General features: G+C 63.0%; 13 protein-coding genes. 11 read left to right on the top strand and 2 right to left on the bottom strand.

The window, feature by feature from the left end; translation table 11 throughout:
- Positions 1-3: 3 nt before the first annotated feature.
- The 5 genes from PCS43_RS10375 to PCS43_RS10355 all read left to right on the top strand — a co-directional run bounded on the left by PCS43_RS10375 (position 4) and on the right by PCS43_RS10355 (position 4550).
- A complete protein-coding gene (locus tag PCS43_RS10375) occupies positions 4-1404 on the top strand; it encodes a condensation domain-containing protein (RefSeq protein WP_003940858.1) in 1401 nt (466 codons plus the stop codon).
- 138 nt (positions 1405-1542) lie between these two features.
- A complete protein-coding gene (locus PCS43_RS10370; protein WP_030535031.1) occupies positions 1543-3339 on the top strand; it encodes an acetyl/propionyl/methylcrotonyl-CoA carboxylase subunit alpha in 1797 nt (598 codons plus the stop codon).
- Between the two features lie 76 nt (positions 3340-3415).
- Positions 3416-3841 carry a DUF1707 SHOCT-like domain-containing protein gene (locus PCS43_RS10365; RefSeq protein ID WP_003940708.1) on the top strand — a complete coding sequence of 142 codons (426 nt, stop codon included), beginning with the start codon at positions 3416-3418 and terminating at the stop codon, positions 3839-3841.
- Positions 3841-4191: a hypothetical protein gene (locus tag PCS43_RS10360; protein WP_003940792.1), complete on the top strand. Its 351-nt coding sequence runs from the start codon at positions 3841-3843 to the stop codon at positions 4189-4191. Before PCS43_RS10365 ends, PCS43_RS10360 begins: the two co-directional genes overlap by 1 nt.
- Positions 4188-4550 (top strand): VanZ family protein, encoded by a 363-nt coding sequence (locus tag PCS43_RS10355; RefSeq protein ID WP_042922147.1) that lies wholly within the window; start codon positions 4188-4190, stop codon positions 4548-4550. Before PCS43_RS10360 ends, PCS43_RS10355 begins: the two co-directional genes overlap by 4 nt.
- On the opposite strand, the gene PCS43_RS10350 is transcribed toward PCS43_RS10355, so the two are convergent.
- Positions 4551-5351: a tyrosine-protein phosphatase gene (locus PCS43_RS10350; protein ID WP_042449593.1), complete on the bottom strand. Its 801-nt coding sequence runs from the start codon at positions 5349-5351 to the stop codon at positions 4551-4553. It abuts the gene before it with no gap.
- A 130-nt stretch (positions 5352-5481) separates the two neighbouring features.
- On the opposite strand from PCS43_RS10350, the gene uraD reads away from it, so the two are divergent.
- From uraD to PCS43_RS10320, 6 genes are all read left to right on the top strand, one after another.
- Entirely contained in the window at positions 5482-6000 is a 519-nt protein-coding gene (gene uraD / locus PCS43_RS10345) for a 2-oxo-4-hydroxy-4-carboxy-5-ureidoimidazoline decarboxylase (protein ID WP_030535033.1), read from the top strand.
- Complete coding sequence (uraH, locus tag PCS43_RS10340; protein ID WP_007727227.1) at positions 5997-6326, top strand: hydroxyisourate hydrolase; 330 nt, start codon at positions 5997-5999, stop codon at positions 6324-6326. Before uraD ends, uraH begins: the two co-directional genes overlap by 4 nt.
- Before the next feature lie 64 nt (positions 6327-6390).
- Positions 6391-7293 (top strand): factor-independent urate hydroxylase, encoded by a 903-nt coding sequence (gene pucL / locus PCS43_RS10335; RefSeq protein ID WP_209911555.1) that lies wholly within the window; start codon positions 6391-6393, stop codon positions 7291-7293.
- Between the two features lie 53 nt (positions 7294-7346).
- Positions 7347-8660, top strand: coding sequence for an 8-oxoguanine deaminase (locus PCS43_RS10330; protein WP_230359898.1), 1314 nt, complete (start codon positions 7347-7349; stop codon positions 8658-8660).
- Positions 8661-8667: 7 nt separating this feature from the next.
- Positions 8668-9477 (top strand): FAD binding domain-containing protein, encoded by an 810-nt coding sequence (locus PCS43_RS10325; RefSeq protein WP_050654918.1) that lies wholly within the window; start codon positions 8668-8670, stop codon positions 9475-9477.
- Positions 9474-12185: a molybdopterin-dependent oxidoreductase gene (locus tag PCS43_RS10320; RefSeq protein WP_209908135.1), complete on the top strand. Its 2712-nt coding sequence runs from the start codon at positions 9474-9476 to the stop codon at positions 12183-12185. Before PCS43_RS10325 ends, PCS43_RS10320 begins: the two co-directional genes overlap by 4 nt.
- On the opposite strand, the gene lat is transcribed toward PCS43_RS10320, so the two are convergent.
- On the bottom strand, positions 12182-13510 hold the full coding sequence (gene lat / locus PCS43_RS10315; RefSeq protein WP_209908133.1) for an L-lysine 6-transaminase: 1329 nt from the start codon (positions 13508-13510) through the stop codon (positions 12182-12184). The two genes, PCS43_RS10320 and lat, sit on opposite strands and share 4 nt — an antisense overlap.
- Positions 13511-13548 lie beyond the last annotated feature (38 nt).

Genomic DNA, 13548 nt, shown 5'->3' with positions numbered 1-13548 from the left:
AACATGGAGTTCACCGAACTGGCCGACTATGCGATTCCGGCCGGCGCACTCGTCGAATGGTTGCCGTGCGCAACCGGGCCCTGGGTTCCGGATCCGCGGCCCGTCTCCTACATTCACGAGGCACATCTCAACCGTTCCGCTGCAGGCGCAGGCGACAAGTCTTGGCTGGGAACAGCTTTCGAGATTTCCGGCCCGCTCGACGTCGATGCGTTCCGAGTCGCTCTCGGCCGGTGGATCGACCGTCACGAAGTTCTGCGCTCGCATACCGTCCTCGAACCCTCGAGCGGCGAGATCACCCGGCACACGGTCCCGCTCGGCGGAATCGACATCGGGGTCGTCAGCCACGGCTACGACGCGTCCAGCCAGGACAACTTCGACCACCTTCACCGCCTGTTCGACGATTACGCGTCCCCGCACAGTTGGCCGTCGTACGTCTTCGCGACGTTGACGCCCCGCGGTGGCGACGGTCCGTTCACCGTGTTCTTCGCGGCGGACCACTCGATCATCGACGGGTTCTCGATCGTGCTGGTCGCTCACGAGATCGCAGCTCTCTACCGCGAGGCCTCGACCGGTAGTGCTGCAAATCTGTTTCCGGTGGGCAGCTACGTCGATTTCGGTGCCGTCGAACGCGAGCAGATGGCCGACATGGAAGCCGAGAAGGCTGCGGTCGAGATCTGGCGAAAGGCTCTCGGCACGGACGGTCTACCCCAGTTCCCGCTACCGATCGGAGACCGTGGAACCGATTCTCAGAACGGCCTGTCGACCTGGCTGCTCGACGCCGACCAGTCCAAGGCCTTCAGTTCGACGTGTGCAGCCACCGGCGTGGGGTACTTCGCCGGACTTCTCGGCGGACTTGCCGCTGTAGGTCGCGAAGTCGCGGGATCCGATCGATTCGAGGTCGTGACGCCGGTTCACACCCGCAGCGCTCAGGAGTGGGCGGGCGCGCTCGGCTGGTTCGTCGGACTGTGCCCGGTCGAGTTCGCCGTTGGATCGGACTGTTCGTTCGGCGACCTCGCGACACGCGCCGCCGAATCCATCGCTTCGGTCAAGCCTGCCGCAGCTGTCCCGTTCGATCGGATCGGTGAGCACCTCGAAACCCCGATCCGACCGCGATTCGTCGTGTCCTACATGGACGTTCGCTTCGTGCCCGAAGCCGCACAATGGCCCGAATGGAACGCCAGAGCACTTCGAAGCAAGGCATATACGCACGACGTCTACATCTGGATCAACCGCACACCCCAGGGACTCAACCTCGCGGTCAGGTACCCAGGCAACGAGACGGCGAACGCCGCGGTTCACGCCTACGTGGCCGCACTGCGCCGGACCATCGAAGAAATCGTCACCGAACCGGACGCCGCCACCTCCGACAGCTACTCATCGGTAGTTTTCGAAACCGTTTCCTAAGCCGGAGTGGGCTTTAGCGATCCGGTTACAACCAGCGCCGAAGCGATGCATACACTCCGAAGTGATGCCAATCCCCCGATGGTGAAATCCCAGAGGAATACACCGCGGAGACAGACTATGCGAACCACAGGAGGCTCAGTGCCCAGTCATGCCAGCGCGCACATTACGAAGGTGCTTGTCGCGAACCGCGGTGAAATCGCGGTACGGGTCATCCGGGCGGCCAAGGATGCCGGCTACGGCAGCGTTGCCGTTTACGCCGAGCCCGATGCAGACGCGCAGTTCGTGAAGCTCGCAGACGAGGCATTTGCCCTCGGTGGACAGACGTCCGCCGAGTCCTACCTCGTGTTCGACAAGATCCTCGACGCAGCCAAGAAGTCCGGCGCCGACGCCATCCACCCCGGCTACGGTTTCCTCTCCGAGAACGCCGACTTCGCCCAGGCCGTCATCGACGCGAACCTCATCTGGATCGGTCCGTCACCGCAGTCCATCCGCGACCTCGGCGACAAGGTCACGGCACGCCATATCGCAGAACGCGCGAAGGCGCCGATGGCAGCAGGCACCAAGGATCCCGTCAAGGGCGCCGACGAGGTCGTCGCATTCGCCAAGGAATACGGCGTCCCGGTTGCGATCAAGGCTGCCTTCGGTGGCGGTGGACGCGGCATGAAGGTCGCCCAGACCATCGAGGAAATCCCCGAGCTGTTCGAGTCGGCCACCCGTGAGGCCATCGCAGCCTTCGGTCGCGGCGAGTGCTTCGTCGAGCAGTACCTGGACAAGGCCCGCCACGTCGAGGCTCAGGTCATCGCCGACCAGCACGGCAACGTCGTCGTCGCCGGTACCCGCGACTGCTCGCTGCAGCGTCGCTTCCAGAAACTCGTCGAAGAGGCTCCCGCTCCCTTCCTGACGGACGACCAGCGCGCACGCATCCACGCATCCGCCAAGGCCATCTGCAAGGAAGCCGGCTACTACGGCGCCGGAACGGTCGAGTACCTGGTTCAGGGCGACACCATCTCCTTCCTCGAGGTCAACACCCGCCTGCAGGTCGAGCACCCCGTCACGGAAGAGACCGCGGGCATCGACCTCGTGCGTCAGCAGTTCCTCATCGCCAACGGCGAAGAACTCTCCATCAAGGAAGATCCCACCCCGCGTGGACACTCCTTCGAGTTCCGCATCAACGGCGAAGACGCCGGCCGCGGCTTCATGCCTGCCCCCGGCCCGGTCTCCGTCTACCGTGAGCCCACGGGCCCCGGCGTTCGCGTCGATTCCGGTGTCGTTGCCGGCGACGTCATCGGCGGACAATTCGACTCCATGCTCGCCAAGCTCATCGTCACCGGCGCCACCCGCGAAGAAGCCCTCCAGCGGGCATCGCGCGCTCTGGCCGAGTTCGAGATCGACGGCCTCGCGACCGTTCTCCCGTTCCACCGCCACATCGTCGAGAACCCGGCGTTCATCGGTGACGGCGAGAAGTTCGACATCTACACCAAGTGGATCGAAACCGACTGGGTCAACCCCATCGAGCCGTACGCAGGCGCCGGTGCTCCCGTAGACGACGAGGACGAGGCTCTGCCGCGTCAGAACGTCGTCGTCGAGGTCGGTGGACGTCGCGTCGAGGTTTCCCTCCCGGGCCAGTTCTCGCTCGGCAACGGCGGCGGCGCTGCCTCCGGTGCGATCCGCAAGAAGCCGAAGGCGCGCAAGCGCGGCGGCGCCGGCGGAGGTGCAGCATCGGGTGACGCTGTCACGGCTCCGATGCAGGGCACCGTCGTCAAGGTTGCAGTGACCGAAGGCCAGGAAGTCGCAGAAGGCGATCTGATCGCCGTTCTCGAAGCCATGAAGATGGAAAACCCCGTCAACGCGCACAAGGCCGGTGTCGTCACCGGACTGTCCGTCGAGCCGGGTGCAGCAATCACGCAGGGAACGGTTCTCGCAGAACTGAAGTAGGGCCTCCGGCCCCGTGCGCCTTTCCGGTAGTCCCCACTACCGGAAAGGCGCACAGTCGTTTGAGTAGGCTGTAACGATGGCTGACGTCCCCGACATTCGCATCGGCACTGCAGAACGCGAGCAGGCACTCGATCTCCTGAGCGAGCACTTCGCCGCAGGCCGCCTCACCGTCACCGAGTTCGACGAGAGAAGCGGAATCGTCAGTGCCGCAACAACTCGCAGTGAACTCGTTCCGGTGTTCGCCGATCTTCCGGGCAACTACCAAGCCCCCGGCACCGCTCCCCTGTCGATGGTGACGCCTCCCGACGCACCGGCGGAGCGAGGCTTCAACCCCGACTGGTCCGGTCGCGTCATGGCCGTCGTCCCGATTCTCGCGGTGATCCTGTTCTTCGTCACCGGCACCTGGTTGTGGTTCCTCGCGATTCCCCTGGCCGGTGCACTGCTGTTCGGTACCGACCGGGAACGCAAAGCCAAGCGCCGCCGCGAGCGGGACTCCGACTGATGGAGCCGATCGAGATCAACGCAGGCGGCTGGTATCTACGCGCACTACGCGCAGACGAGCGTGTGGACGACCGCCCCGCCCTTGCCGATGGTGGTATCACCGACCCCGATTACGTGAGTCAGCGAAGCGCTCAGTGGCACGAAAACAGCGTCTACTCCTGGGCAGTGTGCCAACCCAACACCGGTGAGCTTCTCGCCGAGGTCGTTCTGACGCCTCTCGACTCCACCGCCCTGCTCACCGGCTGGGCCCGCGACGGGCACACCGAGGCGCTCACGACGGCCGCCGACGCCGTCACCAGATTCGCCGAAGGTGCACTCGGACTCGTCGTCGTCGAGGGGCAGACGAATTGAAGAACAACCGATACTGGCCGTTGGCGATCGCCGTGGTCATTGCCCTGATCATGCTCTTCTCCCCGGGTTCCACCGTGCCCTCGAGCCCGGAGAACACCGACAAGATCACTCACACGCTGATGTTCGCGGTATTGGCGATCACCTCGTTGCACGCGCGGATCCCGGTGTGGCTCACGGCTGTGTGGTTGTTGATCTTTGCCGCGACGTCCGAGGTTCTTCAAGCAGCGCTGCCCATTTCGCGTTCCGGTTCGATCTGGGACGGCAGCGCCGACCTGCTCGGCATCGCCATCGGGATCGGTATCGTCAGCCTCGTGACGAGGCGACGAACTTCCCGCCGAGACGAGCCGAGCAGGTCCTGATCAGCTGAGCAGGTTGCTCCGCAATTGGTCCTGGGTCGACGCGTCGATCTTCAAGCCGTCGGTGAAGTACGCCTCGATGGATCCGTGTACCTGCGCGAGCTCTGCCATCGACGCCTCCAGGTACTCGCGCCTGACACCGAGGACACCCTCGAGCAGGGTCGGGTCGATCCCCTTGGCCTCGAATCGCTCGAGGAGCGGCGCGAACATCGGCAACAAAATCTTGTTGGTTTCGAGGTAGTCCGCGAAGACCGCGTCCTCGGAAGCGCCCAGGAACAGAAGTAACGCGGCGGCGGCCCAACCCGTCCGATCCTTGCCCGTGGTGCAGTGAATGAGTGCCGGCGAGCTGGGCGGCTGGGCCAAGTCGACGAACAGTTGCCGGTACGACGCGACCGCACTCGGCAAGGTCACGAAATCGCGGTAACTTCCCTGAAAGTACTCGAGCGCCTGGCCGCTGCCCAATGCTTCGGCAGCAAACGCCGGGTCGGCGATCATCTGCTGCATCTGAGCCGGAATGGCGCGATACTGCTTGTCCGCCAATACGTCCAGGCCGATTTCTCGGATACCGTCCGGCGTCAGATCCGGTGCCGTCTCGCGTTCGGATTCGGTGCGCAGATCGTAGATCGTGACGATGCCCAGATCGGCGAGGGTCTGTGCGCCGTCCGCACTGAGCGATGCCAGATCGGTGGAACGAAACACGCTCCCGGTGCGGACGGTGCCACCGAAGCTCGATTCGGAGCCACCGATGTCTCGGAGGTTCGCCAGGGACGGTACGACGGAAGACAGCTTCGGAGTATCGGTCATACCTGAGAATGTATCGGTCGCCGAGAAACCGTGATCGGGGAAGAGCAGCCGGAGAAATAAGATCGAGACACATCATCTCCCGTAATTGCTGCGCTACAGATCCGTAACATGCTCAAGTAATCCTGTGGACATGCCTACAACGAATTCCAGTGGTCTCGGAGCCTTCGATGCGCTCGGTGACCACCAGGCAGTCGCGGCGCTGCTCGAGTGTTGCCATTCCGCCGTGTGGGCACAGGAAATCGCCTCGTCTCGCCCGTTCGCCGATCTGGAAGCTCTGTTCGACAAAGCAGATGCGGTGCTGGCCGAGCTTCCCGAGTCCGAGATCGACGACGCTCTCTCCGGCCACCCACGAATCGGTGAGCGAAGCGAGAGCGCGGCCTCTACCCGTGAACAGTCGGGAGTCTCGTCGGCGACAGAAGACGTACTCGCGGAACTTCGACGGAAGAACGCCGAGTACGAAGAGACATTCGGCCATGTTTACCTGGTCTGCGCGTCGGGGAAATCTGGAACGGAGCTCCTCGACATCCTTCGAGGTCGTCTCCGAAACGACCCGGCGACCGAGCGTTCCGTGCTTCGAACCGAATTGGCCGCCATCAATCGGATCAGACTCGCCCGTCTGATCGATGCACTCGCCGGAGGCACAGCATGAGCAAGACCCTCAGCACGCACGTTCTCGACGCGACGACGGGCAACCCCGCGGCGGGGATTCGCGTCGAACTTCGTGATCGAGACGGCGCCTCCGTCACCACTGCGGAGACCGACTCCGACGGCCGCATCCCCGAACTTGCTCCCGGTGGCCTGACCGCCGGTCACTACACCCTGACTTTCGACACCGGAACGTATTTCGAGACCAACGGACAAGAAAACTTCTACCCGGAAGTGACAGTGACCTTCCGGGTGGACGACACGGCACGGGGCTATCACGTCCCACTGTTGCTGTCGCCCTTTGCTTATTCCACCTATCGCGGGAGCTGAACACGTGACTACCGAAAACATCACGACCGGCAACATCACAACCGGCAGTACGAACACCGAACGGTTGAGCGGATCGATCGAACTATCGGGTCACCAGTACGGCAAAGCGGAAAATCGAGTAGTCCGAATCTATCGAGACACCCCCCGTCACGAAATTCACGACATCAACGTCTCCACCTGCCTGCGTGGGGATTTCGCCGACGCATACCTCACCGGTGATCAATCGAAGGTTCTGCCGACCGACACGCAGAAACAAACGGCCTACTCCTACGCCAAGGAAAAGGGTCTGATCTCGATCGAGACGTACGGACTCGAACTCGCCCGTCATTTCGTCGACGACATCGAACCGGTCAGTGGCGCGCGGATCGAGATCGAGGAATACGCCTGGGAGCGTGCGATTGTCGACGGCAGCGAGCACGACTACACCTGGATTCGGAAGGGTCAGGAAGTTCGGACGGCGTCGATCACCATCTCCGATACCGGGACATGGGTGATCGGCGGCCTGAAGGACCTGGTGATCCTCAAATCGACTGGTAGTGAGTTCTCGGGTTTTCTCGAAGATCCGTACACCGTTCTCGAGCCGACCGACGACCGCGTCATGGCGACGACGTTGGTCGCCCAGTGGCGATTCGTCACCACCGACATCGACTGGGAATCGGTCTACGCGGGCATCAAGGCACAGATCGTCAAGCAGTTCGCACAGGTACATTCACTTGCCCTGCAGCAGACGCTCTTCCACATCGGCAAGGCAATCCTCGAGGAATTCCCGATCATCGCGGAGGTTCGACTGTCCGCACCCAACAAGCATCATTTCGAATATGCACTCGGCCGCTTCGGAGTGGAGAACGACAACGAGGTGTTCCACGCTGCGGATCGTCCGTACGGCCTGATCCAAGCTGCGGTCAGCCGATCCGACGCACCAGACGCGGGGCCGTCGTGGACCACCTACGCCGGTTGGTTGTCGTGACCGAATCAGCTCTCGGGGCAACACTCGTCGTGGCGGGCGCTCATGTGGTCACGATGGACGGCGACCGCTCCGAGTACTCCGACGGCTATGTGGTGATCTCGGGCAACAAGATCGTCGACGTCGGCGCCGGAACGCCACCCGAATACCCGGGTGCGCAGGTGATCGACGGGAGTGGTTGCCTGATCACGCCGGGTCTGGTCAACACACATCATCATCTCTACCAATGGATCACCCGAGGCCTGGCCGCGGACTCGACGCTTTTCGAGTGGCTGACCACCCTGTACCCCGTCTGGGCAGGTATCGACGCCGACGCCGTCCACGTGGCGGCCACCGGCGGCCTCACGTGGTTGGCGAAAACCGGATGTACGACCACCACCGACCACCACTACGTCGTTCCCCGCGACGCCGGCGACGTTTTCGAGGCCGAGATCACCGCGGCTGCGCAGGTCGGCCTTCGATTCCACCCGTGTCGTGGGTCGATGGATCTCGGCCAGAGTTCCGGCGGCCTGCCACCGGATCACGTCGTGGAAAAACTCGATGACATCCTGACCGGCACGCAGTCGGTAATCGACCGTTGGCACGACCCGAATCCCGGATCGATGCTGCAGATCGCGGTAGCTCCCTGCTCACCCTTCTCGGTGACGGAGGCATTGCTCCGCGAGTCCGCGACGCTGGCCCGCGAAAACGGCGTGCGTATGCACACGCATCTGGCCGAGACACTGGACGAGGAGAGATTCTGCCGCGAGCATTTCGGTTGCACGCCGGTCGAATACATGGAACGAGTCGGCTGGGTGGGCCCGGACGTCTGGTACGCCCACGCAGTCCATCTCGACGACGCCGGTATCGAGACGATGGCGCGAACCGGAACTGCGGCGGCGCACTGCCCGACCTCCAACGCGCGCCTGGGAGCCGGTATCGCCCGTGCCGCCGATTTGGTGAACGGCGGGGTCACCGTGGGGCTCGGCGTGGACGGCGCGGCGAGCAATGAAGCTTGCAGCCTGATCGAGGAGTCTCGTCATGCACTTCTGTTTGCTCGCGCGAAGGGCGGACCGCAGACGATGACGGTGCGAAAAGCCTTGGAATTGGGAACGATCGGCGGCGCACGAGTTCTGGGCCGCGAGGGCGAAATCGGATCGATCGAGGTCGGAAAACTTGCCGACCTGGCGGTGTGGAAACTCGACACCGTCGCGCATGCCGGCATCACCGATCCGGTGGCGGCGCTCGTACTCGGCTCGACTCCCCCGCTGAAGTTACTGCTCGTCAACGGACGAATCGTAGTTGCCGACGGACGAGTCACCACCGTCGACGAGGACGTCGTGGCCTCGGATGTCGCACGCGCACACCGCGATCTACTCGGAAAGGCTTGAGGTCGCGATGGACCTGCACAGCGTCGACGAAGTTCTGGTGCCGCGGACCCGCGCCGAACTCCCCTGTGCGTCACCCGGCATCGGGTTCATCGGTGGCGGCACCTGGCTGTACTCGGAACCGCAGCCGCACCTGACCACCCTTGTCGACCTTGCGGGCTTCGACTGGGAAGCTGTGGCGGTCGGCGATCTCGGTCTCGAGATCGCGGCCACCTGCACCATCGAGGAACTGTGCCGCGCCGAACTTCCCGCATCCTGGCGCGCCGCAGCGCTGTTCCAACACTGCGCTGACGCACTACTCGCATCGTGGAAGGTGTTGCGATACGCGACAGTCGGCGGCAACATCGCGCTCTCCTTCCCGGCCGGAGCGATGACGACTCTGTGTACCGCTCTCGATGCCGAACTGACGATCTGGCGTCCGGACGGTACCGAATACTCGTTCCCCGTAGTCGATTTCGTTATCGACGATTCTCGAAACGTACTCAGGTCCGGCGAGATCATCCGCAGTATCCGGATTCCCGTGCATGCATTGACTGCACGTACCGCGATGCGAAAGCTGGCTCAGACGTCACTTGGGCGATCGGCCGTAGCCGTGGCCGGACGCTGCGGCGCCGACGGTTTCACGCTGGCGATCACCGCCGCGACCCGCCGTCCGTACGCTCTCAAATTCGACGAACTCCCCGACGCCACAGCACTTGCGGATGCGTTGAGCAGCAGGATTCCGGAAGACGCCTACTTCACCGATGTCCATGGAACTGCGCCGTGGCGGAAGGCGATGACCGAGCTTCTTGCCGAAGAAATCCGAGGTGAACTGGAATGAAGTACTCGGTGGACGGAGTTCCGCGCGACGACCAGCCCCGCCCAGGACAGTGCCTGCGAACTTTCCTCCGCGAGCACGGAGCGAACTCCGTCAAGAAGGGGTGCGATGCCGGGGACTGCGGCGCCTGCTCGGTGCTGGTCGACGGACACCCCACCCATTCGTGCATATTTCCCGCCCATCGCATCGACGGCCGCGACGTCGTCACCGCCTCCGGTCTCGGAACACCGGAGAAACTTCACCCCATTCAACAGGCATTCGTGGACGCGGGCGGATTCCAATGTGGTTTCTGTACAGCGGGAATGGTAGTCACCGCATCAGCGTTGTCGGTCGAGCAAAAATCCGATCTCGCGTGCTCGATGAAAGGTAACCTGTGCCGCTGCACCGGTTATCGGTCCATTCGTGACGCTCTCGCCGGTACATCCAATACGGAGACTGCCAAAATAGGCGGGGCTCAGGGGCGTTCGATCGCAGCACCGGCGTCCGCGCGCATCGTCACGGGAACCGAGCAGTACACCATGGACTTCTCCCCGGGTGAGATGCCGGTCGACCTGCTTCACGTCGCAGTACTCGGCAGTCCGCACGCACACGCACACATAACGCGGATAGACACGGCAGCAGCCGAAGCGGCGCCGGGCGTCGCTGCGGTCCTCACTTTTCATGACAGTCCGGACGTGCTGTTCTCGACCGCCCGGCACGAGGACCGCAACGACGATCCGGACGACACGCGCGTGTTCGACAGCACCCTCCGTTTCCGCGGCCAGCGCGTAGCCGCGGTCATCGCCGAATCCCCGACGCAGGCGGAACGTGCACTCTCGCTGATCGAAGTCGACTACGAGGTACGCGACGCGGTATTCGAACCAGATCTGGCGCGTTCCCCCGGCGCTCCACTCCTGCACGGCGACAAGGACGAGAGCTCGCGGATCGCCGAGGCCCCTCGCAACGTGGTTGCCGCGCTTCACGATGGCGTCGGCGATCTGGACCGTGCGCTCGCGGATGCGACTGCAGTCGTCGAAGGTACGTGGAAAACTGCGCGAGTCCAGCACGTGGCCTTGGAAACTCACGGCGCAGTGGGGTGGCTCGACGAGGAGGGCCGTCTCGTCATCAGAAGCAGCACACAGGTGCCGTTTCTGGTTCGGGACGAATTGGCCCACATCTTCGATCTCGATCGCAGCCGAATCCGGGTGTTCGCAAAACGGGTAGGCGGGGGTTTCGGCGGGAAGCAGGAACTACTCACCGAGGATCTGGTCGCACTGGCCGTCTTGAAGACCGGCAAGCCCGTAGCCTACGAGTTCAGCCGCAGCGATCAGTTCACCATCGCACCGTCACGGCATCCGATGCGAGTATCGGTGCGTGCGGGCGCCGACGCCGACGGAACTCTCACTGCGCTCGCTATCGACGTCCTTTCCGACGCGGGGGCGTACGGGAACCATTCGATCGGAGTCATGTTCCATGGTTGCGCCGAATCCATGGCGGTCTATCGCGCTGCGACCAAACGCGTCGACGCCGAAGCGGTCTACACGAACAACGTTCCCTCCGGGGCCTTTCGTGGTTACGGGCTCGGCCAGATCATCTTCGCCGTCGAGTCGGCCATGGATCAGCTCGCGGATCGTCTCGGCATGGACCCCTTCGAGTTTCGGCGGCGCAACGTCGTCGTTCCCGGAGACGATTTTGTCGACTGGCACGTCGAAGACGGTGATCTCGAATTCGGCAGCTACGGACTGGACCAGTGCATCGACCTCGTCGACAGTGCACTGTCGAGCGGACGCGGAGAGGCTGCACCGGCAGGGACGCGTTGGCAGATCGGTCGGGGCATGGCAATTGCCATGATCGCGACGATCCCGCCGCGTGGTCACTTCTCCGACACCACCGTCGCACTCGAGGCCGACGGTCGGTACGTCGTGAACATCGGCACCGCTGAGTTCGGCAACGGAACCACTACGATTCACCAACAGATCGCGGCCACCGAATTGCGGACGACAGTCGATCGCATCACGATTGTTCAATCCGACACCGATGCCGGCGGATACGACACCGGAGCATTCGGGTCGACGGGAACGGTGGTCGCCGGCAAGGCGCTCCTGATCGCCTGCGAGCGCCTTCGCGAGCGAATACTGACCCGTGCGGTGCGATTGAGTGGCCGCGGCGCGCAGATCGACGATCTTTCGCCGGGCGGGGTCGAAACGTCCCACGGTTGCCTCGATTTCGCGACGCTACTCGAAGGTGGCCCGCTCGCCGCTGACGGTCGCCACGACGGAACACCGCGCTCGGTCTCGTTCAACGTTCACGGCTTTCGCGTTGCCGTCGACACGGATACCGGCCGGGTGAAGATCCTGCAGTCGGTTCAGGCCGCCGATGCCGGCACCGTCATGAACCCGGCACAACTGCGAGGGCAGGTGGAAGGCGGTGTGGGACAGGCCCTCGGCGCTGCACTGTCGGAGGAAATCGTCATCGAAGAAGGCCGAGTGATCAATCCTCAGCTACGCAATTACCACGTTCCACAGATCGGAGATTTGCCGATCACCGAAGTACTGTTTGCCGACACGTACGACAAACTCGGGCCTTTCGGCGCGAAATCGATGAGTGAGGCCCCCTTCAATCCGGTAGCACCGGCGTTGGCAAACGCGATAGCCAACGCGTGTGGAGTGCGTATGTACTCCACACCGATGACACCGGATCGAGTGTGGAGCGAACTCCAGGCCAGAGCCTAGACTTCGCGCTCGAGCACTCGCTCGACTGCGTCGACCGCGTCGTCCAACTCACCGGTGGTCACCGTCAGCGCGGGACGGAATCTGATTCCTCTCTTCCCGGTTGGCAGTATCATCACATGCTCGTCTTCTCGCAGTCGCTGGACAACGCGATCACGAAGGTCACTGTCCGCCAACGTAATCGCGCACATCAGACCACGACCGCGCGGCTCGGTTGCCGCCGCGTACCGCCCGCAGACTTCGGTCAACCGGGCAAGGAGATGCGCACCCGTGAATCGCACGCGGTCGATCAGTCGGTCCTGCTCGACGACTTCGAGTATCCGCCGGGCACGAACCATGTCGGTGAGGTTGCCACCCCACGTCGAATTGATCCGAGAACTGACGTGAAACACGTTGTCATGCACTTCATCCACGCGCCCGCCGGCCATGATTCCGCACACCTGCGTTTTCTTGCCGAACGCCACCACATCCGGACTCAGACCCAATTGTTGGTAGGCCCAGGCAGTTCCGGTGATTCCGCAACCGGTCTGTACTTCGTCGAGAATGAAGAGGGCGTCGTTTTCGTGGCACAACTCCTGCATCGCCTGCAGAAATTCCGGCCTGAGGTGATGGTCGCCGCCCTCGCCCTGGATCGGCTCGGCGATGAAACAGGCAATGTCGTCGGGGTTGTCGGCGAAAGCTCGGCGCGCTTGATCGAGAGCTTGCCTCTCCGCAGCTTCGACATCGCGGCCGTCTGCCAGGTACGGCGAGTCGATACGTGGCCAGTCGAACTTGGGGAATCGCGCGACCTTGCCCGGTTCGGTGTTGGTGAGCGACATCGTGTAACCACTGCGGCCGTGAAAAGCCTCGGTCAGGTGCAGGACCTTTGTCCCCAGATCTGCTGACAACCCGCGGCTTTCGTTCCACCGACTCTTCCAGTCGAAGGCAACCTTGAGTGCATTTTCCACCGCCAGGGCTCCGCCGTCGACGAAGAACAAGTGTGGGAGTGCCGAATCCCCCAGTACCCGAGCGAAAGCCGCAACAAAGCGCGCCATGGGTTCGGTGTAGATGTCGGAGTTACTCGGCTTGTTGGAGGCCACGACAGCCAACTCCTGTTGAAACTCCTCGTCGCCTGCGATCGCAGGGTAATTCATACCCAGGGCCGAAGAGCCGAAGAAACCGAACATGTCCAGATACTCGGTTCCGTCTCGCAGGTCACGGAGATAGGAACCCCGCGACCCTTCGACGTCGAGAATCAGATCGAATCCGTCGACGAGGATGCTGGCCTTCAACACGTCGTAGACCGGAAAGAGCGCACTGTCACCGAAGTCTCGCATCGCAGTACTCATACGCGAAGGCTATGTCAATTTTCCGGGAGTGTCGATAG

The sequence above is a fragment of the Rhodococcus sp. C-2 genome (assembly GCF_027854095.1).
In the GTDB taxonomy this organism is placed as follows: Bacteria; Actinomycetota; Actinomycetes; order Mycobacteriales; family Mycobacteriaceae; genus Rhodococcus_F; species Rhodococcus_F qingshengii.
The sequence above is the reverse complement of the archived record's forward strand: the minus strand, read 5'-3'. Positions and strand labels throughout refer to the sequence as shown.